Origin of the sequence: Labedaea rhizosphaerae (assembly GCF_004362825.1) — a bacterium.
Lineage (GTDB): Bacteria > Actinomycetota > Actinomycetes > Mycobacteriales > Pseudonocardiaceae > Labedaea > Labedaea rhizosphaerae.
Map to the genome: position 1 here is coordinate 828,157 of NZ_SNXZ01000002.1, position 25,579 is coordinate 853,735.

27 protein-coding genes are annotated in these 25,579 nt (G+C 70.6%); 11 read left to right on the forward strand and 16 right to left on the reverse strand.

The window, feature by feature from the left end:
* Nucleotide 1: 1 nt before the first annotated feature.
* Nucleotides 2-385, reverse strand: a complete 384-nt coding sequence (locus EV186_RS12955) for a VOC family protein (RefSeq protein WP_133849467.1) — start codon at nt 383-385, stop codon at nt 2-4.
* 106 nt (nt 386-491) lie between these two features.
* Here EV186_RS12955 and EV186_RS12960 point away from each other — a divergent pair, with 106 nt between their 5' ends.
* The 5 genes from EV186_RS12960 (at nt 492) to EV186_RS12980 (ending at nt 6,182) form a co-directional block, all read left to right on the forward strand.
* On the forward strand, nt 492-1,073 hold the full coding sequence (locus tag EV186_RS12960; protein WP_133849468.1) for a TIGR03086 family metal-binding protein: 582 nt from the start codon (nt 492-494) through the stop codon (nt 1,071-1,073).
* 14 nt (nt 1,074-1,087) lie between these two features.
* Nucleotides 1,088-2,755, forward strand: a complete 1,668-nt coding sequence (locus EV186_RS12965; RefSeq protein WP_208115585.1) for a DUF885 domain-containing protein — start codon at nt 1,088-1,090, stop codon at nt 2,753-2,755.
* Nucleotides 2,756-2,996: 241 nt separating this feature from the next.
* Entirely contained in the window at nt 2,997-4,295 is a 1,299-nt protein-coding gene (locus EV186_RS12970; RefSeq protein ID WP_133849470.1) for an extracellular solute-binding protein, read from the forward strand.
* Nucleotides 4,296-4,302: 7 nt separating this feature from the next.
* Entirely contained in the window at nt 4,303-5,322 is a 1,020-nt protein-coding gene (locus tag EV186_RS12975) for a carbohydrate ABC transporter permease (RefSeq protein ID WP_133849471.1), read from the forward strand.
* Nucleotides 5,319-6,182: a sugar ABC transporter permease gene (locus EV186_RS12980; RefSeq protein WP_208115586.1), complete on the forward strand. Its 864-nt coding sequence runs from the start codon at nt 5,319-5,321 to the stop codon at nt 6,180-6,182. Before EV186_RS12975 ends, EV186_RS12980 begins: the two co-directional genes overlap by 4 nt.
* Nucleotides 6,183-6,233: 51 nt before the next feature.
* On the opposite strand, the gene EV186_RS12985 is transcribed toward EV186_RS12980, so the two are convergent.
* Together EV186_RS12985 and EV186_RS12990 are read right to left on the reverse strand one after the other, a co-directional pair.
* Nucleotides 6,234-7,445: an FAD-dependent monooxygenase gene (locus EV186_RS12985; RefSeq protein ID WP_243754005.1), complete on the reverse strand. Its 1,212-nt coding sequence runs from the start codon at nt 7,443-7,445 to the stop codon at nt 6,234-6,236.
* 113 nt (nt 7,446-7,558) lie between these two features.
* A complete protein-coding gene (locus EV186_RS12990; RefSeq protein ID WP_133849473.1) occupies nt 7,559-8,578 on the reverse strand; it encodes a LacI family DNA-binding transcriptional regulator in 1,020 nt (339 codons plus the stop codon).
* Nucleotides 8,579-8,787: 209 nt separating this feature from the next.
* On the opposite strand from EV186_RS12990, the gene EV186_RS12995 reads away from it, so the two are divergent.
* Both EV186_RS12995 and EV186_RS13000 read left to right on the forward strand, forming a co-directional pair.
* A complete protein-coding gene (locus tag EV186_RS12995) occupies nt 8,788-9,186 on the forward strand; it encodes a VOC family protein (protein WP_133849474.1) in 399 nt (132 codons plus the stop codon).
* A gap of 2 nt (nt 9,187-9,188) precedes the next feature.
* Nucleotides 9,189-10,058, forward strand: a complete 870-nt coding sequence (locus tag EV186_RS13000; RefSeq protein ID WP_133849475.1) for a sigma-70 family RNA polymerase sigma factor — start codon at nt 9,189-9,191, stop codon at nt 10,056-10,058.
* 1 nt (nt 10,059) lies between these two features.
* Here EV186_RS13000 and EV186_RS13005 read toward each other — a convergent pair whose 3' ends face one another.
* Nucleotides 10,060-10,542: an RrF2 family transcriptional regulator gene (locus tag EV186_RS13005; protein ID WP_133849476.1), complete on the reverse strand. Its 483-nt coding sequence runs from the start codon at nt 10,540-10,542 to the stop codon at nt 10,060-10,062.
* Between the two features lie 43 nt (nt 10,543-10,585).
* Nucleotides 10,586-11,803: an NAD(P)/FAD-dependent oxidoreductase gene (locus EV186_RS13010; protein ID WP_133849477.1), complete on the reverse strand. Its 1,218-nt coding sequence runs from the start codon at nt 11,801-11,803 to the stop codon at nt 10,586-10,588.
* A gap of 172 nt (nt 11,804-11,975) precedes the next feature.
* On the opposite strand from EV186_RS13010, the gene EV186_RS13015 reads away from it, so the two are divergent.
* A complete protein-coding gene (locus EV186_RS13015; protein WP_133849478.1) occupies nt 11,976-12,512 on the forward strand; it encodes a phosphoribosyltransferase family protein in 537 nt (178 codons plus the stop codon).
* A 19-nt stretch (nt 12,513-12,531) separates the two neighbouring features.
* Here EV186_RS13015 and EV186_RS13020 read toward each other — a convergent pair whose 3' ends face one another.
* Nucleotides 12,532-13,422, reverse strand: a complete 891-nt coding sequence (locus EV186_RS13020; RefSeq protein ID WP_133849479.1) for an NAD(P)H-binding protein — start codon at nt 13,420-13,422, stop codon at nt 12,532-12,534.
* 1 nt (nt 13,423) lies between these two features.
* Nucleotides 13,424-14,419, reverse strand: a complete 996-nt coding sequence (locus tag EV186_RS13025; protein ID WP_166659156.1) for an NAD-dependent epimerase/dehydratase family protein — start codon at nt 14,417-14,419, stop codon at nt 13,424-13,426.
* A 323-nt stretch (nt 14,420-14,742) separates the two neighbouring features.
* Here EV186_RS13025 and EV186_RS13030 point away from each other — a divergent pair, with 323 nt between their 5' ends.
* The gene (locus tag EV186_RS13030) at nt 14,743-15,864 is read left to right on the forward strand and encodes an HNH endonuclease signature motif containing protein (RefSeq protein WP_166659157.1); all 1,122 of its coding nucleotides are present in this window, start codon (nt 14,743-14,745) and stop codon (nt 15,862-15,864) included.
* 694 nt (nt 15,865-16,558) lie between these two features.
* On the opposite strand, the gene surE is transcribed toward EV186_RS13030, so the two are convergent.
* Genes surE through EV186_RS13045 form a run of 3 tightly spaced genes read right to left on the reverse strand, consistent with a single transcriptional unit; the run spans nt 16,559 to nt 18,118 of the window.
* Nucleotides 16,559-17,311 carry a 5'/3'-nucleotidase SurE gene (gene surE, locus EV186_RS13035; RefSeq protein ID WP_133849482.1) on the reverse strand — a complete coding sequence of 251 codons (753 nt, stop codon included), beginning with the start codon at nt 17,309-17,311 and terminating at the stop codon, nt 16,559-16,561.
* Nucleotides 17,312-17,316: 5 nt separating this feature from the next.
* Entirely contained in the window at nt 17,317-17,952 is a 636-nt protein-coding gene (locus EV186_RS13040; protein ID WP_133849483.1) for a phosphoribosyltransferase, read from the reverse strand.
* Between the two features lie 7 nt (nt 17,953-17,959).
* Entirely contained in the window at nt 17,960-18,118 is a 159-nt protein-coding gene (locus EV186_RS13045) for a DUF2795 domain-containing protein (protein WP_243754006.1), read from the reverse strand.
* Between the two features lie 122 nt (nt 18,119-18,240).
* Here EV186_RS13045 and EV186_RS13050 point away from each other — a divergent pair, with 122 nt between their 5' ends.
* A complete protein-coding gene (locus tag EV186_RS13050; protein ID WP_133849485.1) occupies nt 18,241-18,966 on the forward strand; it encodes an IclR family transcriptional regulator in 726 nt (241 codons plus the stop codon).
* 182 nt (nt 18,967-19,148) lie between these two features.
* Here the strand turns inward: EV186_RS13050 and EV186_RS13055 are convergent, their stop codons facing one another.
* Genes EV186_RS13055 through EV186_RS13065 form a run of 3 tightly spaced genes read right to left on the reverse strand, consistent with a single transcriptional unit; the run spans nt 19,149 to nt 20,822 of the window.
* Complete coding sequence (locus tag EV186_RS13055; protein ID WP_243754007.1) at nt 19,149-19,754, reverse strand: maleylpyruvate isomerase N-terminal domain-containing protein; 606 nt, start codon at nt 19,752-19,754, stop codon at nt 19,149-19,151.
* Between the two features lie 10 nt (nt 19,755-19,764).
* On the reverse strand, nt 19,765-20,436 hold the full coding sequence (locus tag EV186_RS13060; protein WP_133849487.1) for an RraA family protein: 672 nt from the start codon (nt 20,434-20,436) through the stop codon (nt 19,765-19,767).
* On the reverse strand, nt 20,433-20,822 hold the full coding sequence (locus tag EV186_RS13065; protein ID WP_133849488.1) for a cupin domain-containing protein: 390 nt from the start codon (nt 20,820-20,822) through the stop codon (nt 20,433-20,435). Before EV186_RS13065 ends, EV186_RS13060 begins: the two co-directional genes overlap by 4 nt.
* Before the next feature lie 53 nt (nt 20,823-20,875).
* Between EV186_RS13065 and EV186_RS13070 the strand changes: the two genes are divergently transcribed.
* Entirely contained in the window at nt 20,876-21,850 is a 975-nt protein-coding gene (locus tag EV186_RS13070; protein ID WP_133849489.1) for a GlxA family transcriptional regulator, read from the forward strand.
* Here EV186_RS13070 and EV186_RS13075 read toward each other — a convergent pair.
* From EV186_RS13075 to EV186_RS13085, 3 genes are all read right to left on the reverse strand, one after another.
* The gene (locus tag EV186_RS13075; protein WP_133849490.1) at nt 21,837-23,111 is read right to left on the reverse strand and encodes an alginate lyase family protein; all 1,275 of its coding nucleotides are present in this window, start codon (nt 23,109-23,111) and stop codon (nt 21,837-21,839) included. The genes EV186_RS13070 and EV186_RS13075 overlap by 14 nt on opposite strands.
* Nucleotides 23,112-23,189: 78 nt before the next feature.
* Nucleotides 23,190-24,455: a hypothetical protein gene (locus EV186_RS13080; RefSeq protein WP_133849491.1), complete on the reverse strand. Its 1,266-nt coding sequence runs from the start codon at nt 24,453-24,455 to the stop codon at nt 23,190-23,192.
* 21 nt (nt 24,456-24,476) lie between these two features.
* Nucleotides 24,477-25,535 carry a hypothetical protein gene (locus EV186_RS13085; protein WP_133849492.1) on the reverse strand — a complete coding sequence of 353 codons (1,059 nt, stop codon included), beginning with the start codon at nt 25,533-25,535 and terminating at the stop codon, nt 24,477-24,479.
* Nucleotides 25,536-25,579 lie beyond the last annotated feature (44 nt).

Consider the following 25,579-nt stretch of genomic DNA (forward strand, 5'->3'; position numbering starts at 1 on the left):
GTCAGTCCCGGCGGATCTCCTGCAGCGACCAGCCGTTGCCGTCCGGGTCGGTGAAGAACGCGAAGCGCGAGCCCGGCGCGCCCTCCGGGCCCAGCTGCTGCACGTCGCTGATCGGCACGCCGCGACCGGCCAGCTCGGCCCGCGCCGCGTCGATGTCCGACACCACGAGCTGCGGGCCCTTGGTGCTGCCGGGCTCGCCGAGGGGCATGCCCTCGCCGATCACCACCGAGCAGGGCGAGCCGGGCGGCGTCAGCTGCACCACCCGCATGCCCGGGCCGGGCGCGATGTCGTGGTCGAGCCCGAAGCCGACCTTGTCCACGTAGAACTCCTTGGCCCGGTCCACGTCGGAGACCGGGATGCCGATGACTTCGAGTCGCATCTCCATGGGCGCATCGTGTCAAGCGAACGGCCCGCGAACCAGGACATTTCGGTCCCGTGTCCCCTCGGCTCCGCGATCTCCATGCCGTAGCCCGGTGCCGTAGTTTCGTGCCGTGACTGATTTCGTGATCACCGACGACCTGGCCCGGGCGTCCGCCGCGATGACCGAACTGCTGGACCGGATCGCGCGCGACCAGTGGGACGCACCGACCCCCTGCACCGAGTGGACCGTGCGGGACGTCGTCGGCCACCTCGTCGGCGCGAACCTCGGGTTCGTCGCGATGATCGAGGGAGACCCGCCGCCCGATCGCGACGCCGATCACCTCGGCGACGACCCGGCCGAGGCGTGGCGTCGCGCGGCGGCCGCGTTGCAGGAGGTCGTGACGCGGCCCGGCACCCTCGACAAGACGCAGGAATCGCCGCTGGGCGTCACGACGGCCCGCGAACGGATGCGGTGGCGCATCGCGGACCTGCTGACCCACGCCTGGGACCTGGGCCAGGCCACCGGCATCGCGCCGAACCTGCCGGACGAACTCGTCGAGCAGGCGCTGGAGTTCGCCCGGCAGCAGTTGCCGAACCAGTCTCGTGGCGGGCGGTTCGGCCGGCCACAACCGATCGACGACGACGCACCCGCACTCGACCGGCTGGCGGCGTTCACCGGCCGGCGGGTGCCGTGGACGCGACCGGCGCCGTGAACACCCTGAACACCGTGAGCACCGCAAGCGCCGACGAGCGGCTCCGGGCGCTCTACACCGAGGAATGGGACTGGCGGGTCGAGCAGTTCGGCCGCCAGGTCTTCGACGCCACCGGCCCGGTCGACGCCTTCCTGCCGGACGTCGGCGAGGAGGCCCGCGCGGCCCGGCGGCGGCGCTGGCAGTCCACTGTGGACCAGGTGACGGCCATCCCGGACGCGCACCTCTCCCCCGCCGAGCAGACGAACAAGGCGGTCTACCTCGATCAGCTGCGGACCCTGCTCGACCAGGAGGCGTTCCACTGCGAGCAGTGGCCGGCCAACGCCGACACGGCGTTCTGGAGCCGCGTGAGCGGCCGCGCCGCCCGGGTCCTGCGCACGGACGCCGAACGCGAGGCGTACCTGGCGCAGCTGGCCGACCTCCCGCGCCACTTCGCCCAGCAGATCGCCAACATGCGGGCCGGCGTCGCGCGCGGGTTCGGCCCGGCGAAGATCACCATGCGGGGCCGGGACGCCACCATCCGCAGCGTGGCACAGGCCTCGTCGGCCGAGGAAACGGTGTTCTACAAGGCATTCGCCGGTTCCCCGCAGGCGATCCTCGATGCGGCGAAGCGCACCGTCACCGACGCGGTGATGCCCGCCTACGCGGGCCTGCTCGAGTTCTACCTCGGCGAATACCTGCCCGCGTTGCCCGAGGGCATCGCCGCGTCGGACCTGCCCGATGGCCGCGAGTTCTACCGCGCCCAACTGCGCGAGTACACGACCACGACGCTCGGCCCCGAGGAGATCTTCGAACTGGGCCTGGCCGAGGTCGCGCGGATCCGCACCGAGATGGACGAGATCGTCCGCGCCACCGGGTTCGCCGACCTGCCCGCGCTGCTGCACCACCTGCGCACCGACCCGTCGTTCTACGCCACGACCCCGCAGGAACTCCTGCGCGCCGCCGCGTGGCACGCGAAGGAGTTCGACGGCGTGGTGCACGACTACTTCGGCCGGGTGCCGCGGATGCGCTTCGGCATCGAGGAACCACCGGCCGACCTCGCGCCGTTCTACACGTTCGGCCGCGGCGGCGCCGGTCGCTATGTCGTGAACACCTACGACCTGAAGTCGCGACCGCTCTACTCGCTGCCGTCGCTGACCCTGCACGAGGCGGCGCCCGGGCACGCGTTCCAGATCCCGTTCGCCATGGAGCAGGAGCACCTGCCGCAGTTCCGGCGCCACGTCTACCTCTCCGCCTACGGCGAAGGCTGGGCGCTCTACGCCGAGCGGCTCGGCGTGGAGATGGGCATGTACCACGGCCCGTTCGAGGTCATGGGCATGCTGAGCTTCCAGATGTGGCGCGCGGCCCGGCTGGTGGTCGACCCGGGGATCCACGCGCTGGGCTGGTCGCGTGAACGGGCGCGGCAGTTCCTGCGCGACAACACCGCGATCGCCGAGCACGAGATCGGCACCGAGATCGACCGCTACATCGCCTGGCCCGGCCAGGCGACCGCCTACCACCTCGGCCAGCTGTGCATCCTCGACGCGCGCCGCAAGGCCGAGGCCGCCCTCGGCGGCCGCTTCGACCTGCGCGCGTTCCACGACCAGGTGCTGAGCCTGGGCAGCGTCCCACTGACCGTGCTCACCGCCGAGGTGGACCGGTTCATCGAGCGTGGCGGCCGCTCGCCGTTCTCGAACGACGCTTGACCGCAGTTCTTGCAAGAACTTGCAGCAACCGGCCATCAGTCGGCACCACCCATGCCGTCGACGAGGTGACGACCGCAGGTCAGCACGCACTTAGGTGGGGAACCGTCTCACTACCCGCGCACGAAAGAGTTTGCTGACTCGGCCTTCACAGCGCGAGGCACCCTTGCTACCGTCTGCACCTGCCCAGTAGTGGCGCGTGAGCGGCGTCACAGGGCATCCCTCGAGCAAGGAGATCAGTTTCATGCGCCGTGCTTTAGGCAGCGTTGCCGCGGCATCCGCACTCGCGCTCGCCCTCGCAGCGTGCGGCGGGAGCGACACCCCGACCGCGCAATCAACGCCCACAACCCAGGCCGTCGACCCCGCGACCGTCAAGGCCGACCTCACCTGGTGGGACACCTCGGACGCGACCAACGAGGCACCCGAGTTCAAGAAGCTGATCGCGCAGTTCAACAAGACGTACCCGAACGTCCACGTCAACTACCAGTCGGTGCCCTTCGGCGAGGCGCAGAACAAGTTCAAGAACGCCGCCAAGGCAAAGTCCGGCGCCCCGGACATCCTGCGCGCCGACGTCGGCTGGGTGTCGGAGTTCGCGTCGCTGGGCTACCTCTACAACCTCGACGACACCGAACTGGTGAAGGACCAGCAGGACTTCCTGCCGGTGCCGCTGGCCTCGACCAAGTTCAACGGCAAGACCTACGGCGTCCCGCAGGTCACCGACTCGCTTGCGTTGATGTACAACAAGAAGCTGCTCCAGCAGGCTGGTGTGCAGCCGCCGAAGACGTGGGACGAGATGGTCACCGCGTCGGCCACCATCAAGCAGAAGACCGGCAAGGACGGCACGTTCCTCAACCCGGCCGGCTACTACCTGCTGCCCTTCATCTACGGCGAGGGCGGGGACCTGGTCGACGCGCAGCAGAAGAAGATCGTGGTCAACGCGCCCGAGGCGGTGGCCGGGTCCAAGAAGGCCGCCGAGCTGGTCAAGAAGCCCGGCTTCACCAAGCCGCCGGCCACCGACGCCTACAACGCGATGATGACCGCGTTCAAGTCGGGCAAGGTCGCGATGATCGTCAACGGCCCGTGGGAGCTCAACAACATCAAGTCCGCCGACGGCTTCGGCGGCCTGGACAACCTGGGCCTCACCACGGTCCCGGCGGGCACCAAGAAGTCCGGCTCGCCGGTCGGCGGCCACGACTACGTGGTCTGGTCGGGCATGCCGCGGGAGAAGGCGGCCGCCGCCATCGCGTTCATCAAGTTCATGACCAGCGCCGACACCGAGGCCCAGGTCGCCAACGACATCGGCCTGCTGCCGCCGCGCGCCTCGGCGTACGCCAAGGTCACCAACCCGGTGATCGCCGAGTTCAAGCCGATGATGGACTCCGGCGTGGGCCGGGCGTGGATCCCCGAGGCGGGCCAGCTGTTCGCGCCGATGGACGAGGCCGCCACGAAGATCATGGTGCAGGGCGTGGACGCGCAGACCGCGCTCGACGGGGTCGCGAAGACCTACAAGTCCGAGGTCGTCCCCGACTACGCCGGCGGCTGACCCGGCGATGACCACCGTCACCGAAGCGGTGACCCCGCCGGCCCGCCCCAGCAAGGGGCGCGGCCGGCGGGCCTCGTCATCGCGCACGTCGCTCAGGACCGCCGTCGGCCGGCACTGGTACGCGTGGGCCATGGTCACCCCGGTGGTGGTCGTGCTCGCCATCCTGGTGCTCTACCCGATGGTGCAGGCGATCTGGCTCTCGCTCACCAACACGACCGAGGCCAACCAGGCGGAGCAGATCTGCCAGCTCTCCCTTGGTGGCGGCCAGGTCTGCACGCCGAACCCGAACCACGCCCACTTCGTCGGGCTCGACAACTACGTCAAGCTGCTGACCGGCCAGATCGGCCGGTTCTGGTCGCAGTTCGGCATCACGCTGATCTGGACGTTCGCGTGCGTGATCTTCCACTACACGATCGGGCTCGGCCTCGCGATGCTGCTCAACCGGCCGCTGCGCGGCCGTTCGGTCTACCGGATCGTGCTGATCCTGCCGTGGGCCGTGCCCGCGTTCGTGTCGGCCTTCGCGTGGAAGTTCATCTTCGACCGCGACGCCGGGCTGATCAACAAGCTGCTCGGCTCGACCAACGACTGGTTCGACTCGACACCCAAGGCGCTCACCGCGGTGATCATCGTGAACGTGTGGCTCGGCGTGCCGTTCATGATGGTCGCGATCCTCGGTGGCCTGCAGTCGATCCCGGCCGAGCTCTACGAGGCCGCGTCGATCGACGGCGCGACGGCGTGGCAGCGGTTCACCAACGTGACGTTGCCGGGACTGCGTTCGGTCAGCGCGACGATCATCCTGCTGGGCACGATCTGGACGTTCAACATGTTCCCGATCATCTACATCGTGTCCCGCGGCGGCCCGGCCGGCGGCACCGAGATCCTCGTGACCGGCGCGTTCAAGGAAGCCTTCGAGGGCATCAGGAACTACTCGATCGCGGCGACGTACGGCGTGCTGATCCTGTCGGTCCTGATCGCGTACTCGGTGGGCTACCGGTACTTCCTCCGCAAGCAGGGTGAGGTCTGGTGAGCCAGGCAGTGCGTGGGCAGAAGGTCCACAAGCGACCGATCGGCAAGTCGCTGGCGTTGCACGCCGCGCTGATCGTGGCGAGCTTCATCGCGGTGTTCCCGATCCTCTGGATCCTGCTGTCGTCGTTCAAACCCAAGCAGTGGATCCAGTCCGACGAGATCACACTGGTCAAGGAACCGACGCTAGCCAACTACTCGAACCTGTTGGGGAACACGGACTTCCTGCGCTGGTTCTGGAACTCCACGATCATCGCGGCGTTCACCATGATCATCGGCATCGCCATGGCCGCCTCGGCGGGGTACGCGATCTCGCGGTTCAACTTCCCGGGCAAGCGGCCGCTGATGTGGACCTTCCTGGTGACGCAGATGTTCCCGGTGGCCATCCTCATCGTGCCGATCTACTCGATCATGGCGTCGCTGGAGCTGATCAACACGCCGACGTCGCTGGTGATCGCGTACTGCACGGTGGCGGTGCCGTTCTGCACGTGGATGCTGAAGGGCTACTTCGACACCATCCCCGCGGAGATCGACGAGGCCGGACGCGTCGACGGACTCGGCCCGTTCGGCACGTTCTGGCGGCTGATCCTGCCGCTGGCCCGGCCGGGTCTGGCGGTGACGGCGTTCTACACGTTCCTCACCGCGTGGGGCGAGGTCGCCTACGCCAGCGCGTTCCTCAACACCAACGACCAGTTCACCCTCGCGTACGGGTTGCAGACGTTCGTGCCGCGACCGCCAGCGCTGCCGCTGTGGGACCTGCTGACCCCGGCGGCGGTGCTGATCACGATCCCGGCGGGCATCGTGTTCTTCTTCGCGCAGAAGCACTTGGTGGCCGGGTTGACCGCGGGTGGGACGAAGAGCTGAAGCCGGCGGAAAGCCCGTGTGCGGGGCACTCGGGCTTTCCGCCGACACGGCCTACGACGTGGCGGACGACGCCGCGGCCCTGGAGTCCGGCACCCCGGCGTAGTCGGGCAGCTCGACGCCGTTGATCGCGCGGTCGATCAGCGCGGTGAACGCGTCCATGTCCGGCTCGGCATCCGACCCCTCGTCCGATCCGGGGGCCCGGCTCTGCACGTGCAGCCGGCCGATCTCCTGGTTGGCCTCGACGAACGAGCGCATCCGCGCCTCGTAGCCGGCGAACCCGGCGGCCGGGTCCCAGTCGGCGGCGGCCAGCTCGCCGGCCAGCAGGTAGGCACCGACCAGGGCCAGCCCGGTGCCCGCCCCGGACATCGGCGACGCGCAGAACGCCGCGTCACCGATCAGCCCCACCCGCCCGTTCGACCAGCGGTCCATCACCACCTGCGCGACCTGGTCGAGGTAGAAGTCCGGGGTGTCGTCCAGGTGCGCGAGGATGCGCGGGCTCAACCAACCCAGGTCGGCCATCTGCGCCCGCAGCAAGCGCTTCTGCGCCTCGATGTCGCGGTGGTCGACCTCGAAGTCGGCCGCCGGGAAGGAGAACATGGCCATCGCCCGGGTGGCGTCCGGGATGGGTCGCAGTCCGGCCGAGCGCCCGGTCTCCTGTTCCTGGTAGTCGATCATCCAGCGGTCCAGCCCGAACTCGTTGGGCACGCTGTAGAAGGCCAGCACCAGCCCGAGGTGGCGGATGAACTGCTCACGCGGCCCGAAGACCATCGCGCGCAGTGCCGAGTGCAGCCCGTCGGCCCCGACCACCAGGTCGAAGCGCCGCCGCTCGCCGCTCGCGAAGGTCACGTCAACCCCGTCCGCCTCCTGCGTGAGCTCGGCGATCCGGTCGCCGAAGACGTAGTCGACACCGTCGCGGGTGTCGTCGTACAGCACCTGGGACAGGTCTCCGCGCAGGATCTCGATGTCCGCGATGAACCCGTCGCCGCCGTCGTCCTCGGCGCTGAAGGTCTGCAGGATGTTCCCGTCGACATCCACGTAGTGCGCGCCGGCGGTGTCGGTGCGGGCCGCGCGCACCGCCGCGTCCAGCCCCATCCGCCCGATGACCTCCTTGGCCACCCCGCGTGCGTCCACCGCCTGACCACCGGGACGCAACCCCTCAGCCCGCTCCACCACGGTCACCTCGGCGCCCCGCCGGCTCAACCAATGCGCCAGCGCGGGCCCCGCGATGCTTGCCCCAGACACCAATACCTTGTTACCGCTCACCGCGACCCCCAGTCGCTCATCCGGATAGTGGTCCGGAGTGTACGGTCATGCACCGCCGCCAGGGCCATATCAGTGCGGTATCAGTGCCGTCCCAGTGCCGCCTCAATGACGTCTCAGTGCCGACGAGCGCCGGTCGAGCCCCGGACGACGAGTTCGGGCATGAACACGAATTCCGAGTGCGGGGCCGGATTGCCGGTCAGCGCCTCCATCAGGGCGTTCACCGCGGCCTGGCCCATCGCCTCGACGGGCTGGCGGACGGTGGTCAGCGGTGGGTCGGCGAACACGATCAGCGGCGAGTCGTCGAAGCCGACCACCGACACGTCGGCGGGCACCCGCAGCCCGCGGCCACGCGCGGCACGGATCGCGCCGAACGCCATCAGGTCGCTGCCGCAGACGACCGCGGTGCAGCCGTCGTCGATCAGTTCGGTCGCCGCGGCCTGCCCACCCTCCACAGTGAACAGTGAGTGCCGCACCAGGTCCTCGGCGTCCACGTCGAGCAGCGCGCGCATCTGCTCGACGAAGCCGTCGATCTTGCGCTCCACCGGCACGAACCGGCGTGGCCCCACGGCAAGGCCGATCCGCTCGTGCCCCAGCTCCACGAGGTGCTTGACCGCGAGGTGCATGGCCGCCCGGTCGTCGGTGGAGACGAAGGGCGCCGAAACCTTCGGCGTGTAGCCGTTGATCATCACGAACGGCACGCCGCGCCCGGCGAGCGTGACGTAGCGGTCCATGCTCGCGGTCGTGTCGGCGTGCAGACCGGAGACGTAGATGATCCCGTTGACGCCGCGGTCGACCAGCGTCTCGGTCAGTTCGTCCTCTGTGGACCCACCGGCGCTCTGCGTGCACAACACCGGCGTGTAGCCGCGGCTGGTCAGCACACGCTCGACCACCTGCGCGAACGCCGGGAAGATCGGGTTGGAGAGCTCCGGCGTGATCAACCCGACGAGCCCGGCGCTGCGGGCCCGCAACCGGACCGGCCGCTCGTACCCGAGCAGATCCAGGGCGGTGAGCACGCTCTGCCGGGTGCGCATCGACACACCCGGCTTGCCGTTGAGGACCCGGCTCACCGTGGCCTCGCTGACCCCGGCCTGGGCCGCGATGTCGGCGAGCCGCGCGGTCGATGCTTGTGCCATACCGGTCCCTTCCTCCCTCGTGACGATACCTGGTTGGAAGGGCTTGCAAGGGATATGACCGGTCCAGACCACCTGTGGATCGAGCGCTCTGCAAGTGCTTGCGCAACGCCTGCGAGGTGTGGAGCGAGCCCCGCGACCGACCACTGTTACCTTCTCGCGCCCCTGCTCGTCACACGGACACAACCGATGAGGCGAAGCAGGGAGTCACCATGTTGAACAGCGTCTTGTTCGTCACGGTCTACGTCACCGACCAGGACCGCGCGCTGAAGTTCTACGAAGAGGGCCTCGGCCTGGAGAAGCGGATCGACGTCGAGGGGCAGGACGGGCGGTTCCTGACCGTCGGCATCCCCGACAGCCCGGTCGACATCCTGCTGTGGTCCGACCCGGCGAGCGCCGGAGCGCCGGCCCAGCGCGGCGCGGGAGCCGGCCCGGTGCCGGGTCCGCTGATCCTCGGGTCGGCGGACCTGCGCAAAGATGTGGAGGTGTTCCGCGAACGAGGTGTGACCTTCGACGAGCCCGAGGTGCAGGAGTACCCGTTCGGGCTGCGCATCGAGGCGGTGGATCCGGACGGCAACCGGATCTCCCTGCGCGAGCAGCGGAGGCCGTGACGATGGCCGACGGGACGGACCTGGTGGCCCAGGCGTTCGAGGCCCAGCGCGACCGGCTGCGCGCGGTCGCGTACCGGATGCTCGGCTCGCACGCCGACGCGGAGGACGTGGTCCAGGAGGCCTGGCTGCGCCTCGCCCGCCAGGACACCGCGGCCATCGACAACCTGGCCGGCTGGCTGACCACGGTGGTCGGCCGGATCAGCCTGGACGTCCTGCGCTCCCGCCAGGTCCATCCCGAGGCGTCCTACGACGCCAAGCCCGAACTCGTGGTGACCGCGGACGAGGGTCCCGCGCCGGACGAGACCGCGGCGCTCGCCGACTCGGTGGGGCTGGCGCTCGTCGTCGTGCTCGATTCGCTGGCGCCCAGCGAGCGCCTGGCGTTCGTGCTGCACGACATGTTCGCGGTGCCGTTCCAGGAGATCGGCCAGATCCTCGGCAAGTCCACCGACGCGACGAAGATGCTCGCGAGCCGCGCCCGCCGCAAGGTCCAGCAGACCGACCGGCCGGCGAGCATCGGGCGGGAGCAGCGCTCGGTGGTCGACGCGTTCCGCAAGGCCGCCCACGCCGGCGACTTCGAGGCGCTGCTGAGCGTGCTCGACCCGAACGTGAAGCGCACGGTCCACGCCCCGGACGGCGTGGTCGTGACCCTCGGCGCCACCGAGGTCGCCGCGGGCGCGAAGAGCTACCGCGAGGCGTCGGCCCGCCAGCTTCGTGTGCTGGTCGGCGACCGGCTTGGCGTCCTGGCCTGGCGTGCGGACGGCACCCCGCAGTCGCTCATCGCGTTCACCGTCACCGGCGACCGCATCACGGCGATCGAGATCTTCGTCGACCCGGCCGAGCTCGCGGCGATGCGGCTGCCCGAACCCGCGTAGGTCAGTCGCGGCCGTAGGCGCGGCGGGTCATGCCGGCGACGGCGGGGGCGTGCAGTTCCGCCTCCGTCCGCACGTCGGCGATCGTCTGCGACGCGAGGGACTTGCGCCACGCCAGTTCCGCGCGCTGCATGGACGTGTTCACCGCGCAGGCGACGCGGAACTGGCTCTCCGGCGCGTCCGCGCCCATGCCCCGGCGACGGATCTCCGTGCACTGGAAGGCGGGCTCTGGCCCCTCGATGGCCATGACCACGTCCATCAGCGTGATCTTCTCGGGGGGCCGGGCCAGCCGGAACCCGCCACGTGCACCGGGCACGGACTCGAGCAGGCCGGCTCGCACGAGCGCCTGCAGCTGCTTGTTCAGGTACGCCTGCGGCAGCTCGTAACTGGCCGCGAAGCGGGCGGTGGACACGGGCTCGCCGTCGTCCAGCCAGGCCAGCGCGAGGAGCACGTGCACCGCCCACTCGACACCCTGGTTCATCCGCATGAACCAGGATGCTAGACATCCAGGATCTGTGGTGTCAAAGCGCTCAGCCGGCCACGAGGGTCGCCGGCGGGGTGTACTCCGGCCTGGTCGCTCGCGGGCCCGCCACGGCGAACAACGCGGCGGCGTCGTCGACGGGCGGGTAGATCCACTCCGTGTTGATCGTGTTCTTGAGGTGCTTGGCCGCGGGTCCGGTCATCCGCACCTCGCGGTCCCAGCCCGAGGTGACGACCGCGCCCGCCGGACCCAGCGACAAGCAGGTGACATAGGGCACCGGCTGGAAGGGGACCTGCTCCGCGCCGAGCAGGTCGGCGGCCACGTTGTGCCCGGCGAACTTGCCTTGCGGCGACGCGTGCTGGCAGCTCTGCAGGACGATCCGGCCCTCGTCGGGCGACAGCGCCGCCGCGGTGTCCCCCGCGGCATACACCTCGGGGGCGCCGCGCACCCGAAGGTATTCGTCGACGTCGAGCCGGCCGAGCCGGTCCCTGGCCGCCGGGATGAACGCGGTGAGCGGGCTCGCGGCCATGCCTGCCGTCCACACCACGGTCGCGGCCGGGACGACCGACCCGTCCGAGAGCCGGACCTCGTCGCCCGCGACCTCGTCCACGCTCGTCGCGAGCCGGACCTCGACGCCGAGGTCGGCCAGGGCCTTCGCGATGGCCGGGCGTGGTCCCGCGCCGAGCTCGGGTCCGATGGCGTCCATCCGTTCCACCAGCACGACCTTGCCCTCGGCGGGCAGCCGCCCGACCAGCTCGGTCGCGATCTCCAACCCGGTGAACCCGGCGCCCACGACGACCGCGGTGAACCGGCCCGGCCCGGCCGGCCGGTCCGGGAGGCGGCGCAGGTGCGCGTCGAGCGCGGCCGCCCCGGTCAACGTGTCGATGTCGAAGACGTGCTCGGCGCCGGGGAGCGTCGGGCGGACGACCTGGCTGCCCGAGGCGAGCACCAGCCGGTCGTAAGTCAGCTGGGCCGGCGTGCCGTCGCGGCCGATCGTCGTGACGGTCCGCGCCGCGGTGTCGATGCCGGTCACGGTGCCCGCGACGCGCCGCACGCCGATCGGCCCGAGCACCCGGTCCAACGGGACCCGCATCCGGTCGGGATCGGCCTCGTAGAGCCGTGGCCGCATGACCAGGTCGTCACCGGCGCTGATCAGGGTGATCCGCAGGTCCGTTTCGGACAGTCCGTGCTGCGCGCGGAGCTTGGCCGCGCTCGCCGCGCTCCACACCCCTGCGAACCCGCCGCCAACGATCAGGATCTCCGACATCTAGGTTTCCTTCCTCCCACTCGAACCCTCCGGCGCAAACGTAGGGAACCTGGATATCTCATGTCAAGATTCGGTCGAGCGCCTCACGACGACGCAAACCGCTTGCGACCGGGCCGACCTGGCGGCACGCTGATCAGCCGGCGCGAGTTGCCGATGGTCTGAGGGAGAACGGATGGGCGTGCGAGCCCGCGAGATCGTGCTGGACCGCTTCGCGTGGATCGATGGTCATGCGGACGTGTGGGCGATCTTCCGCGACGCGGACGCGCTGCGGGCCGTGGTCAAGGCGCTGGCGGATCCGTTCCGCGGCGAGCGGATCGCGGCGGTGTGCGGAATCGAGTCCCGCGGGTTTCTCCTGGGTGGCGCGGCCGCCGTCGAACTCGGCGTCGGGTTCGTACCTGTCCGCAAGGCGAACGGCTTGTTCCCCGGCGCGAAGGCGACGCGTGCGACCGCGCCGGATTACCGCGGCGTGGTGAACACCCTTCGGCTGCAACGCGCCTCGCTGACCCCAGGCGATCGAGTTGTCCTGGTGGACGACTGGATCCAGACCGGCAGCCAAGTTCAGGCGGTGCACGCATTGGTCGCCGAGTGCGGTGCGCGGTTGGTCGGCTGCAGTGTGATCGTCGACGAACTGACCGATGAGCGACGATCCGAACGCGGCCTGGTGCACGCGCTCGTGCGTGCTGACGAGCTTCCCCGCGACGGTGGTTGACCTCGCCTGATCGGGCGGCTTACGTCCGCAACGCGGCGGCCCGCTCGCTCAGGGCCGCCAATGCGGCCTCGTCGTAGTCCATGGGAGTGAACGGGACCAACGAGCGGGCGCTGTCGTCTTCGACCACTGCCTCGTTGGCCATCGAGCCGATCAGGGCGCGGGCGGTTCTGAGGTCGATGTCGGTGACGAGCGCGAGCCCCAGCGCGGCCAGGCGCGAGTGGAACACCGGCGCCGGGACGAGCCGCAGTGACCGGCCCTGGATCGCGGCCAGCCGGCGCAGCATGTCGCCGTACTCGAGGACTTCGGTACCGCCGATCTCGAGCGTGCGGTCGAACGCACACTGATTCCCGAGGACGCCGGTGAGGTAGCGAATCGCATCGGCGGCGGCGATGGGTTGCGTGCGGGTGCGCACCCACGGCGGCGTGAGCATGACCGGCAGGTGCTCGACCAGTTGCCGGGTCATCTCCCACGCGGTCCCGCCGTGCCCGACGACGACAGCCGCGCGCAGCGCCGTGACCGGGACACCCGTCGCCGCCAGGCGGTGCTCGACCTGGTGCCGGGAGCGCACGTGCGTCGACAAGTCCTTGCCGTCGCCGAGGCCGCCGAGGTAGATGATCTGCGGCAACCGCACATCGCCTGCCGTCAGCGCGAAGTTGCGGGCAGCCTCGGCGTCGAGCCGCGCGAAAGCCGGTTGGTCCAACGAGTGCACCAGGTAGTACGCGGCTTCGGCGCCACGCAAGGCATCGACGAGCGAGCCGGGATCGCGGACGTCCGCCGCGACCGGTTCGCCCGCACCCGCATACCGATCCGGCCTGCGGGTCAGGGCGCACACCGTGTGGCCCTGCTCCGCCAGCGCGGCGCACAGCCGTCGCCCGATGAACCCCGAGGCACCCGCGACCGCGACCCGCATGTCAGGCAGCCAACGGCGCGGTGGCCTGACCGGACCCGCGGACCAGGCCGTCGACCACCGACCGGAGCGCGGCGATCGCGTCGTGCCGGGGCCGCCAGTCCAATGTGGAGCGGGCGCGGCGGGTGTCCATCAGCACCACCTGATCGGCGACGGCCAGCCAGCCGGGGTGCAGGCGGTGCAGCCCGAGCCGGCCCGAGGCGCGCGCGGCCGTGGTCACCACCCGCTTGGGCAGCTGCAGCGGGACCGCGCCGAACGCCTCGGCGACGTCGGGGGCCGTGAGCACCGGCGCCGCCGCGATGTTGAACGCGCCGGTCGCCCGTCTGTCCACGATGGACCGGAACGCGGCCGCGAGGTCGTCGGCGTGGACGACCTGGCCGCGCAGCCCGGCCCAGAACGGCAACGGAACCGGCCACCGGCGGCGCAGCACCCGGGTCAGCACCGGCCCCAGCAGCCACCGGCCGAACTCCCCGGCCGCGGCCGGTTGCAGGATCGTGCCGGGGCGCACGACCGCCACCGACGTGCCCGACGGCGCGAACCCGGCCAGGGTGCGCTCCAGCCACACCTTGTCCTCGCTGTAGTTGCTGCCTGGAATCCCTTCGCACGGCCACCGTTCGTCCACGGCGCGGTTGCCCGCCGGTGCGTAAGCCGCCACCGACGAGCAACACACCAGGTGCGGCACGCCAGCGGCGGCAACCGCACGCAGAACCCGCGAGGTGCCCACCCGGTTGGCTCGGCGCATCGGCTGGTCGTCCCGGCCCGGCTGCACGGCCCACGCCAGGTGCACCACGGCGTCTGCCCCATGCAACACGGACCTGAGCACCCGGTCGGCGTCGTCGGCCAGCAGGTCACACGCCACCCAGTCCGCCTCGTCGAACGGCGCCCCACTGGTTTCGGGCAAGCGCCGCGCGAGCCCGACGACCTCGACGCCACTGCCGCGGAAAGCACGCACCAGCGCGCTGCCCGCGTTGCCGGTCGCACCGGTGACGACGATCCGCACATGCAGAGGAATACCCGGTTAGCGGCGGAGTATTCGGCTCTTTGCGGGGCTCTCGATTGGTTCTCGATTAGGAGCGGCTGCCGCGAGTGTTCGCCGCCAGGTGGCCGGGTTGACCTCGGGGCGGGGCGGCGAACACCCTTGCCCACGATGCCGGCGGTTGGCGTTGCGCGGGTGGCCGGTTTGAATGGTTGCGTTGCGTTGTTCCCTGCCGTTTGTTGGGTGGCCCCGGAGGTGGCCGGGTTGCGTCGAAGATGGAATATTCCGGCGATTGTTCCCTCGTTCGTGTTAGACCATTAGTTCGAATGGCGTGGTATGATCGGGGTATGGAGCTGGGGGAGCTTAACTCGACCGTCGCGCAAATGCGGCAACTGGAGTTGAAGCTGCTCGACGACATTTCCCAGATCGAATGGAAAGAGTCCGGGTACCCCCAGTTGTGGCGGTTCCTGCAAGACGTCCTGCACGTCACCGCCCAGGAGGCCAAACGCCTCGAACACCACGTCGAGTTGCTGTGTCCAAAGATCGGGATCACCGGACAGCCCATCCCGCCCCGACTGCCTTCCGCGCGAGCAGCGATGGCCGCGGGAGAGATCTCCGGCGCGCATGTCGACAAGATCGCCACCACAGTGGAGTCGGTCCCGGTCGAGCACGCCGAGCAGGTCGAGGCAGACATGACCGGGCTGGCGCGGAAGTTCAACCCGACCCAGCTCATCCGCCTGGGCGAGCGCATCGTCGACGCCCTCAACCCCGACGGTCGCAAACCCATCGAACGAATGGTGGTGGATGCGCAGAACACGCTGGACCTCTACGAACACCGCGACGGGTCGCTGTCAGGCCAGTTCCGTTTCGGCGGGGAGGACGCGAGCGTGCTCCGCAGCCTGCTGTCCCCGTTGGCCAAGCCGCAGACTGGGGATGACCGGACTTTGAGCGAGCGGCAGGGTGACGCCCTGGCCGAGATCATCGGCTTCGCCGCCGACTCCGGCCACGCCCCAGCAGAGGGTGGCGAACGCCCGCACATCGCGGTGACGGTCTCCTTGGAGACCCTGCAGACCCGCATCGGTCGCGCCATCCTCGACGACGCCCGCACCCTGACTCCGGAGCAGGCCCGCCGCGTGGCGTGCGAGGGGAAAATCATCCCGGTCGTCCTCGGCGGCCAATCCCGGCCACTGGATATCGGGGAAACCCGCCGCCTGGCCGACAAACGATTGCGCAGAGCCCTCGCCATCCGAGACCAAGGCTGCGCCGCCCCGGGTTGTGCGCGAACACCACACCAATGTCACGCCCACCACATCCAACATTGGGCCGACGGTGGGCTAACCACACTCGACAATCTAGTGTTGGTTTGCCCATATCATCACCGGCTACTGCATCACACCGAATGGACGGTGCATATGGATAACGGGCTGCCGGTGTTCACCCCACCACCCTGGTTGCAACGCACCGCGTAAATTCCTGTAACTCAGCCACCGCCGGAACCACCCCAGTAGCCGCCGGCTGCCCTCGCAACGCAACCCATCAACCCGACCACCCACGCCACGCAACCACCGGCCACCGGTGGCAAGGGTGTTCGCCGCCACCAACCCCGAGACCAACCCAACCACCGGCGGCGAACACCCGCGGCAGCAACACCCACACGAGAGCAACCGCGAACGATCACTCAACCAACATCAGTCACCCAGTCCCAGCCACCAACGACGCACGCAACTCCACCGCGAGAGCAACCACCGCGCCCGCTCACCCCACCGCCCTGGCTGCAACACGCCGCGTAAATCCTGTAACTCAGCCACCGCCGGGACCACCGGCGAACCGCAGCCTGCCCTCGCAACGCAACCCCTCAACCGGGCCACCCACGCCACGCAACCAGCGGGCACCGGTGGCAAGGGTGTTCGCCGCCACCACCCCCGGGACCAACCCAACCACCGGCGGCGAACACCCGCGGCAGCAACACCCACACGAGAGCAACCGGGAACGACCTGTCAACCAACATCAGTCATCCGGTCCCAGCCACCTCCCCACGGCAGCCGCCTTCAGTCGAGGGCACCAACTTCCAGCACCACCCCCGACAAGCAACCACCGACCCCGTCAGCAGCGACCCAACATGTGCACTGGAACCAGTCAGCCCAGCGAATCAGCGCCGGCGCATTAGCTCGTCGAGCGCACCGGAAAGAGCTCAGGCGCCTCGGCCACCGACCGCAGCGGTGTGATCGTCGAGTACCCCTGCGCGAGCAGGGCCGCGTCGGTGCCTGGTTCGAGTTCGCCGTCCACGACCACGCTCCGCACCGCGATTTTGCCCTCACGCAAGGACGTGACGCTGCTCTGCACGCGCCCGGAGGTCGCGAGCGTTGCCCAGCGCAGGTCGCCCGGCGTGGGGGCGTTCGGCACGTTGAGGTTGAAGGTGGTGCCGGGGTCGGCGTCGAGCATGAGCGGCAGCACGTCGGCGACCACGGCCGTGGCGGCAGACCAGTGCACCTCGCCCGGGTAGTCGAGCGGGAGGTCCACCGACATCGCGAGCGCCCTGGCGCCGTTGATGCCCGCGGTCAGCGCGGCGCCGACCGTGCCCGAGTGCAGCACGCCGCGGCCCACGTTGCCGCCGCGGTTCACGCCCGACAGCACCACGTGCGGGCGCGGCCCGAACCCGTCGTGGCAGGCGATCAACGCGATCAGGCCGGGATGGGCGGCCACCGCATAGCCGTAACCGGCTCCCGGCACCGCGCGACGTTCGACGGCCACCTCGCGGTGGTCGGTCGCCGCCATCAGCCCCGCGCCGGTGCCGCTGACCTCCGTCGCCGGCGCGGCGACCAGCACGTCGCCGAACGGCAGGGCGCAGCGCGCCAGCGCATGCAGGCCCGGCGAGTCGATGCCGTCGTCATTGGTCACCAGGATTCTTGGACGCACACGCCTCACCCCGTCGCCGAATCCAGTGCCGCGATCACCTCGTCGTCGGTGGTCTGCCGGAAGTTCGCGTACCACTCGCCCACCGCGGCGAACCGGGCCGGCGAGCGCACGCAGATCACCACGTCCGCGTGGGCGGCGACCGTTTCCACCCCCATCGGCGCGCACACGGGAGCCGCGAAGACCAGCCGCCGAGGGCGTCGGGCGCGCAACCGCTGGAGGGCCGCGACGGCCGTCACGCCGGTGGCCAGCCCGTCGTCCACCAGGATCACGTCGCGCTCGGCCACGGCCACCCGCCCGGCGCGGTACCGCTGCTCGCGCCGCACCGCCTCGGCCCGCTCCGCCTCGACCGAGGACGCCAGGTGGGCGGGCACCAAACCGAGGGAAGCCAGGGCGCTGTCGTCGAAGAACGGCGGCCCGCTCGCGCACACCGCGCCGACGCCGAACTCGGGCCGTCCCGGCGCCCCGATCTTCCTGGCCACCACGACGTCGAGCGGCGCGCCCAACCGCAGGGCCACCGGCAACGCGACCGGCACGCCACCGCGGGCGACGCCGACCACGACCGGCCGGTGCCACGTCTGGACGGCCGTCAGCGCGGCGAGCGCCTCGCCCGCCGCCGACCGGTCGGCATACCGCCCGCGCATCCGCCGCTCAGAGCGCGGCAAGCACCCTGGTCACGTCGCCGGTATCCGCATAGGTGCGGGGCGGCAGCCGCCTGAGCGTGTCCTTGGTCGTGGTCGCGGCGCCGTAGAGCTCGGCCTGGACCAGGATCTGCCAGCGTTGTGCGGGGTAGTCCAACCCATCGAGCACCGGGAGGATGACCCGTCCTGCCTGTGCCAAAGTCATACCTGTTGTGTTCCCGCTCACCCGCGGTCGAAACGTGGCGGTCGACCGGTGCGATTATCGCACGTGGCGGTGCTAACTTGGCTCGCATGCCGACGTTGCCCCAGAGCACCCAGCCTGGCGCGCAAACCCTCGACCGGGGCCTGCAGCTGCTCGAGTTCATCGCGATGACCTCCGGCCCGGTCACCGTCGCCGAGGCCGCCGCGGCCCTGGGTGTGCACCGGACCATCGCGCACCGTCTCGTCGCCACCCTGACCGCGCGCGGCTACCTCTACCGCGAGCCCGGCGGCGGCTACCGGCTCGGCGGCACCTGCCTGACCCTGGCCGCGGCGGTAGCCGACCTGCGCACGATCCTGCGTCCGGCGCTCGAAGAACTGGCTCGCGAGACCGACGAGACCGTGGGGCTCGCGGTGTTGCGAGGCACCGAGGTGGTGTTCGTCGACAGCGTCGAGAGCACCAGGTCGTTGCGCGTGGCGGGACGGACCGGCCAGCGGCTGCCCGCCCACCAGACCGCGGCCGGGATCGCATGGCTCGCCGAACTTCCCGCGGACCGGCGGTACGAGTTGTTCCCCGACGCCGACCTGGACCGCGCGGTGGCCACCGTCCGGCGGCACGGCTACGCCCACGCCACCAACGAGGACGCCGACGACCAAGGCTTCGGCTCGTTCGGCGCCGTCGTGCGCTCGCCCGCGGGCGAGCCACGGGCGGCGGTCAGCGTGGCGATCCCCTTGGCCCGCCTGACCCCCGCGACCCGGCAGACCGCCACGAAGGCCCTCACCCGGATCGCGGCCGCGATGAGCGTCCGGTTGGCTTAACACGCAGCGGCCTCGGCACCGGGAGCGCGGCGCGTAGGCGTGTCCCACGTTCGCGCGGGGTGTGTCCCACCGTCGGAGCGGGTGTGTCCCACCATTCACGTCGGGTGTGTCTCACACTCGAGCGCGGGAAGCGGGAAGCGTTGACATTCCGCTCGCCCGCCCAAGCCCGGCCGCCGACCGGACTAGAACGCGGCGATCGTCGCCGGAGCTCGTTCGGCGCGGGCCAACGCTCGCACGACCGCCACCGCGCCGTGGCGGCGCATTGCCAAGCGGGACAACAGGTCCACCACCGCCTCCTGCACGGCGGGCGGCAGCGGTGGGGTCGGCACCCCGACGCTCACCGCCAGGTCGTCAGCGTGGACGGCCAGTTCCATCAGGCGGGTCAGCAGCATGTCGTCGAGGGTCAGCGACCACGGTCCCCACAGCGGGATCCGCACCGGGCGGTCGGTCTCGGCGAGCAGCCGGGCCAGCGCACCGATCGCCGTCGCCAGCCGGTCGGCCAGGTCCGAAGGACCGTTGGCGGCCAACGACTCGCCGCCGTCGCGGATGCGGACGTTGATCTCGGCGTCGCGGTCGGCGCCGATCCAGGCCACGCGGGCGTAGTGCTCCAGGACCGGCACCACGGGCTCCGTGGGCACCGGCGCCGCCAACGCCTCGGGCAGCGACAGCACCTGGTAGGCGAGGTGCCCGGCCAGCCCGCCGACGCTGAACTCGGGCAACGCGCTCGGTCCGGCCCACGCCGTGGTCACGGCCGGGTCGCGCAGCAGGGCCAGTGCTGAGCGCGCCACGGTCAGAAACTCATTCCTCAATGGCGCCGCCCACCTTCCGCAGGTGCTCCCGGAACGTCACCGCCGGGCGCGCGGCGAGGAACTCGTCGAACCGCACCTGCGCGCGCAGCGACTCGCCCCCACGGATGCGAGCCGCTTGGCGGCGTTCGGTGTCCCTGATGGACGCCGCGAAGGCCAGGACCTCGTCGACCCGTTGCGCCGGCACGAAGATCACGCCGTCGTCGTCGCCGAAGACCACGTCGTCCGGGGTGACCGTCCACTCCCCCACCTGAGCCAGCGTGAGCGCGTCGGGCGGGCGCGGGTCGAGGCGCAGCGGTCCGGTCGGGAGCGGGCCCGTGCTGAACACCGGCAACCCGATCGCGCGGATGTCGGCGGTGTCGCGGTGCCGCCCCCAGATGACGACCCCGGCAAGCCCGGCGTCGAGGGCCTCCAGCACCACGAGGTCGCCCACGCAGGCCTCGTCGAGCCGCCCGCCGTTGTCGACCACCAGCACGTCGCCGGGCGACGCACCGTGCAGGGCTTCGAGGAACACGTCGACGCTGCCCGCGTGCCGAGCCGGCACGACACGTCCGGCGACCCGGCTGCCGGCGACGACCGGGGTCAGCGCGGCACACCGGACCGCAACCCCCGCGCGGAGGCAGCCGTCGGCCACGTGGGCCGTGGTCAGGTCGTCGAAGTTCACAGGGCGTGCCCGGTGGTCACGTCGACGTGGTCGGGCACCTCGTCGTGCGTGTCGCCGACGGTCAGCGTGCCGCTCGGCTCGACCAGCAGGACCAATGCTCCGTCCTTTGCGGACGGTTTGTGGAACGTCCCGCGCGGCACCACGAACACCGCGCCGCGCGGCACGGTGACCACGCGCTCGTCGCCGTCCTCGCGCAGGGCGATGTCGATCTCGCCGTCCACCACGAGGAAGAACTCGTCGGTGTTCTCGTGCACGTGCCACACGTGCTCGCCCGCGAACCGGGCCAGGCGCACGTCGTAGTCGTTGATCGTGGCGACGATGCGCGGGCTCCAGATGTCGGTGAACCGCGCGAACGCGTCGTCGAGGCTGATGGGCTGGGTGCTCATGCGGTCGATCATCGGGGCTGGCCGGCGGCGACCGTGAGTGCTAGGAATCGCACATGTCGCAAGAATCCTCGCACCGGGTCGCGGTGATCGTCGACGAGGGCTCGAACCCGTTCGAGCTGAGCGTCGCGACCGAGCTGTTCGGGCTGCGCCGCCCCGAACTCGGGCGCCCCTGGTACGAGTTCACGGTCTGCGCGCCGCGGCCGAGCGTGCGGATGCACCTGGGGATGTTCACCATGACCGGCGTCGCCGGGCTCGCCGTGGCCGACGCCGCGGACACGCTCATCGTGCCCAACCGGCCGGATCCGCAGCACCCGCCGTCGCCCGCGGTGCTCGCGGCCATCACCCGCGCCGCCGCCCGCGGTGCCCGGCTGGTGAGCTTCTGCACCGGTGCCTTCGCCCTCGCCGAGGCGGGCGTCCTCGACGGCAGGCGGGCGACAACGCACTGGCGCTGGGCGGACGAGTTCACGGCCCGGTTTCCGCAGGTCACGCTGGAACCCGACGTGCTGTTCGTGGACGACGGCCCGGTGCTCACCGCCGCGGGCAGCGCCGCCGCGCTCGACCTCGGCCTGCACCTGATCCAGCGCGACCACGGCGCCGAGATCGCGAACGCGGTCAGCCGTCGCCTGGTCTTCACCGGCCGCCGTGACGGCGGGCAGCGCCAGTTCGTCGAGCGCCCGGTGCCCGCCGTGCCCGACACGTCGCTCGCGCCGGTGCTCGAGTGGGCCCGCGAGCGGCTCGGTCACCAGCTGACCGTCGCCGACCTGGCCGATCGTGCCGCCACGAGCCAAGCCACGCTGCACCGCCGGTTCCGCGCCGAGCTCGGCACGACGCCGCTGGCCTGGCTCACCGCCGAACGCGTGACGCTCGCCTGCCGCCTGCTCGAACGCGGCGAGCGCCAACTCGACCGGGTGGCCCGGGCCAGCGGCTTCGGCACGGCCGCGAACCTGCGGATCCAGCTGCGCAAGCACACGGGGCTCAGCCCGTCGGACTACCGCCGCCGGTTCGCCGGCTCGCTCACGACGTCGTAGCGATGTCGTCCAATTGCTCGGCCGCGGGCCGCACCGGGTAGAGGTCACCGCCGGGCTCCACCGGGACGTCGGGCAGGGCCGCCCGCGCCTTGGCGTCGCCCGCGTCGGCGGCGGCGTGCAGGACGTCGAGGGCCGCGTACTGGCGGAAGTCCAGCTCCGGGTCCGGCCACACCGATTGTCCTTGGGTGGCCCCGGGAATCAGGTAGTCGGCCGCGGTGAACAGACCGGCGCCGGACGGGTTGACGTAGTGCCACAGGTCCACGTGCACGTGCTCGCCGATCTGCGCGAGCCGGGTCAGCGCCACGAGGTTGAACGTGAAGTAGTGCCAGCTCCGGGTCCACGTGCTCTCCAGCGGCTGGTACCCGTCCGCGCGGATCTGCACGTTGATCCGCTTGGTCTCGGTGCCGCGCACGATCGCGGCCGCCAGCTCGCGATCGCCGGTGCCCAGGGCGAGGGCGGCGGTCATCATGTCGTAGAAGCTGCCGTGGTTGTTGGCCGCGGCGGCCTCGTCCTTGCCGTTCTTGCTGTCACGCAACCAGCCCAGGAACGCCCGGTACCAGTCGGTCATGCCCTGCTGGTCGGCCCGCGACCAGCCTGGCGCGCCCGAGCCGAGGATGGACGTCGCGTCGATGACCTGGGTGAACGCGTAGGAGAACTCGATGATGCCGATCCCGCGACCGTCCACTTTGCACGGGATGCCCTGCGCGAAGTTCATGTTCGGGTTCATCTTCGTCGCCGGGTCGAGGAACCACGTGCGCAGGTCGAGCGCCGCGCGCTCGGCGTAGCGCGGGTCGCCGGTGTAGTACCAGGCGAGGGTCAGCCGGTAGATCGCGCCGAACGCCGCACCGCGGGCGGCGTGGTCGGGAATGCTGTCGACCAATGGGTTTCGCTGGCCGTCGCGTTGCACGTACGGGCAGCCGTACGGATTGTCGTCGGTGACCGGCGAAGTACCCCACCAATAGGGTGCCAAGCTCAAATAGTCGTGCTTGTCCCCGCTGGGCGGCAACAACGTCTTGTCCGTGACCGCCCACGGTCCCGCGGTCAGGTCGGCCCGTGCCTGGGTCAGCAGGTTGCCCAGCGCGCGGCGCGCGGTCGGGTCACCGGTGAGCACGGCGACCTTGGTGCGCAGCAACTGTTTCCCGTCCAGCACCACGGTGTTCGGCACCGCTGGGACGCCCGGCCAGGCATCGGCGGGGGCGACCGCGGACGCGGTCAGCCCGAGGACGGCGAAGGTGGTCAAGACCACTCGGCGCAGCAGCATGCGCGAAACGCTACGCGCGCCGACAATGGCGAATCAATACCATTCGCATTCTTGAATGTTCACAACCATGAATGGCCGTTAATCGGGTTCGGCAGCCTCATTTCGACCAGACCGGACGAGGCGACCGAGCAGCCACAGCAGACCGAGCAGGGCCACGACCACGGACAGGCGGAGCCCCAGCGTGAGCACGCCGACCGGCCAGCCCGAGAACGCGTGGTGCCGGGTCCAATGCGTGGTCTTCGGGATGTCGAGCCCCGGCACCGCGTTGACGAAACCCCAGACCTGGTCGCCGATCCCGGCGGTGAGCGGTGCGTCGGGCGGCAACGGCGGGGTCGCCGTCGCGATGCCGCCGCGCACGAACAGGATGACCACGGCCGCGGTCATGATCAGGGCGATGTGCATCCAGAGCAGCGTCATGAGGACGGCCGCCGCCATGGCGGTGACCGACTCGAACCGGGCGAACAACATGATGATCAGGTTCATACCCAGGAACACGCCGAACATCAGCAGCAGGCCGCCCACCAGCCACTGCACCGACGGCGTGACCCAGGCCAGCGGGAGGTGCCGCCCGGCCACGTCGACCGAGGCGGGGACGAGGTCGTCGAGCAGCCGGGCGAGCCATGAATCCGATGGCCAGAGCCAGATCAGGAAGGCGTACGCCGCGGCCGTCACCCCGAGCAGGGGCATCAGGAAGCCGGCCGGTGAGTCCAGCCAGAACTCGTCGCCCGGGGTGCGGCTTTCCTTGGCCCGCAGCCACCAGAAGGCCGACACCAGCAGCCGTGCCAACGGGATCAGGACGAGCAGCTTCAAACCGACGACGATCCAGCTCGGCGCGCCGCCCGCCAGGTCGGTCGGTTCGCCCCAGCCGAAAGTATCGCCGATCTCCAGGAACGGAATCGCGTCCAAGGTGTGCCAGAGGAAGAAGCGCTCGCTCGCCCAGAGTCCGGGAGCGGCGCCGTGCGCGGCCACGATCGCGCCGTGGCGCCACAGCAAGGTGACGATCCCGGCCGTGGCCTCGACGGCCAGGACCGGCGCGAGGACCGAGACGAGCAGACCGACGCCGTAGGCACGGGCGCCGGCCTGCTTCGCCGACCCGAAGGCCCAGATGACCGCCACCAGGCTCACCACCGCCAGCACGAACCCGGGCAGCACCCCGAGAACGCCGAGCCAGAGCCGGGAACCGGTGACGGTGAACATCTGGACGACCCGGACCAACCCGGTCACCGGGATAGCGAGCACCGCGGACATCAGCGCGAAGACGGGCAGGTTGGCCTCGTAGGTCTCACCCAGTCCCAGCAGCCGGTTCCGGTACCGGATGACCAGCCGCTCCTGCGCTTGCGCCACCGCAGCAGCGTAGGGCTCAGGTCACTGGCCGTTCCAGGTGTTGAGGACCCGGAGCTTGTCCCACGGGATGTCGGCGAGGGCACCGGTCGAACCGTCGAGGCCGGCCAGGTCGAGGATGCCGCCGTCGCGCATGCCGTTGCCCGGCGTCTGCCACGGCGCGCGGTCCGGGTCGGTCAGGTCGTCGCCCGCCACGCCGATGCCGCTGAGCGGGCCGGGGCCGCCGCTGTCCAGGACGTAGCCGCCGTAGCGCTGCATGGTCACGCAGATCATCTTCTCGCCGTCCGACGCGCCCGGGAGCCCGGCGCAGTCGACCGACGGGTCGAGCTGGATCCGGGCGCCCATCGGCACGCAGCTCGCCCCGCCACCGTCCCCATCGGACTTCCCGGCCGGTGCGCGGAACGTCGAGCAGCTGGTGGTCGAGGTGAAGTACAGCGCGTGGTTGATCGCGCCGGACTGGATCTCGCTGTTGAGGATGAACCCGGTGCCTGCCTGCACTTCCGCGCCGGTGCCGACGCCCTCGGTCTTGGCATCGGCACCGCCGCCGCTCGCGGCCGGCCACACACCACCGCAGGAACCGTTCCACTGCCCCGATTCCTTGCTGGCACCCCAGATCGACTTCACGGTTCCGTCGTCCTTGTTGTAGACGACCACCCACTCGTCACCAGGCGAGGGCACCTCGCGGGTGGCGTAGTCCGGGATGTGGATGCCGTCGCCGACCGAGCAGCCCCAGTCCTCGCTGAACTCGGGGTGGTACAACGGATCGCTGTTGCTCGCGGTGTAGATGGTGATCTGCCACTGTGGACCGTTGAGCCGCGGTGTGTTGTCGCCCATGCTCGCGACGATCGCGTCGGAGTTCGGGTCCAGCGCGGGGTTCGCCGGGATCGGCGACCGGAAGTAGTTCGTGGACCCGTCCGTCGCGGTGAAGAGGTCGTCCGGGCCGGGCTGGCGCGCGTCCCATGCCTGCGAAGGTGCGACCGTCGCCCCGACCGACGGTGCCCACACCACGGCACCCGCGACCACGGCCGCCGCGGCGAGCACCCATGGTGCCCGGCGCACGGCCTTGTTCCGCCACCCCGACATGACGTTCCCCTCCGTTGGCTTTCGGTTGTGCCGCAACACCACCA

Coding starts and splice junctions, on each gene's coding strand:
- EV186_RS13000 (WP_133849475.1), top strand. CDS start 9,189: ATGGCCGACGGGACGGACCTGGTGGCCCAGGCGTTCGAGGCCCAGCGC.
- EV186_RS12955 (WP_133849467.1), bottom strand. CDS start 385: ATGGAGATGCGACTCGAAGTCATCGGCATCCCGGTCTCCGACGTGGAC.
- EV186_RS13020 (WP_133849479.1), bottom strand. CDS start 13,422: ATGCGGGTCGCGGTCGCGGGTGCCTCGGGGTTCATCGGGCGACGGCTG.
- EV186_RS13030 (WP_166659157.1), top strand. CDS start 14,743: ATGGAGCTGGGGGAGCTTAACTCGACCGTCGCGCAAATGCGGCAACTG.
- EV186_RS12990 (WP_133849473.1), bottom strand. CDS start 8,578: ATGGCACAAGCATCGACCGCGCGGCTCGCCGACATCGCGGCCCAGGCC.
- EV186_RS13070 (WP_133849489.1), top strand. CDS start 20,876: ATGTCGCAAGAATCCTCGCACCGGGTCGCGGTGATCGTCGACGAGGGC.
- EV186_RS13050 (WP_133849485.1), top strand. CDS start 18,241: ATGCCGACGTTGCCCCAGAGCACCCAGCCTGGCGCGCAAACCCTCGAC.
- EV186_RS12975 (WP_133849471.1), top strand. CDS start 4,303: ATGACCACCGTCACCGAAGCGGTGACCCCGCCGGCCCGCCCCAGCAAG.
- EV186_RS13065 (WP_133849488.1), bottom strand. CDS start 20,822: ATGAGCACCCAGCCCATCAGCCTCGACGACGCGTTCGCGCGGTTCACC.
- EV186_RS13040 (WP_133849483.1), bottom strand. CDS start 17,952: ATGCGCGGGCGGTATGCCGACCGGTCGGCGGCGGGCGAGGCGCTCGCC.
- EV186_RS12970 (WP_133849470.1), top strand. CDS start 2,997: ATGCGCCGTGCTTTAGGCAGCGTTGCCGCGGCATCCGCACTCGCGCTC.
- EV186_RS13015 (WP_133849478.1), top strand. CDS start 11,976: ATGGGCGTGCGAGCCCGCGAGATCGTGCTGGACCGCTTCGCGTGGATC.
- EV186_RS13005 (WP_133849476.1), bottom strand. CDS start 10,542: ATGCGGATGAACCAGGGTGTCGAGTGGGCGGTGCACGTGCTCCTCGCG.
- EV186_RS13075 (WP_133849490.1), bottom strand. CDS start 23,111: ATGCTGCTGCGCCGAGTGGTCTTGACCACCTTCGCCGTCCTCGGGCTG.
- EV186_RS12995 (WP_133849474.1), top strand. CDS start 8,788: ATGTTGAACAGCGTCTTGTTCGTCACGGTCTACGTCACCGACCAGGAC.
- EV186_RS13010 (WP_133849477.1), bottom strand. CDS start 11,803: ATGTCGGAGATCCTGATCGTTGGCGGCGGGTTCGCAGGGGTGTGGAGC.
- EV186_RS13085 (WP_133849492.1), bottom strand. CDS start 25,535: ATGTCGGGGTGGCGGAACAAGGCCGTGCGCCGGGCACCATGGGTGCTC.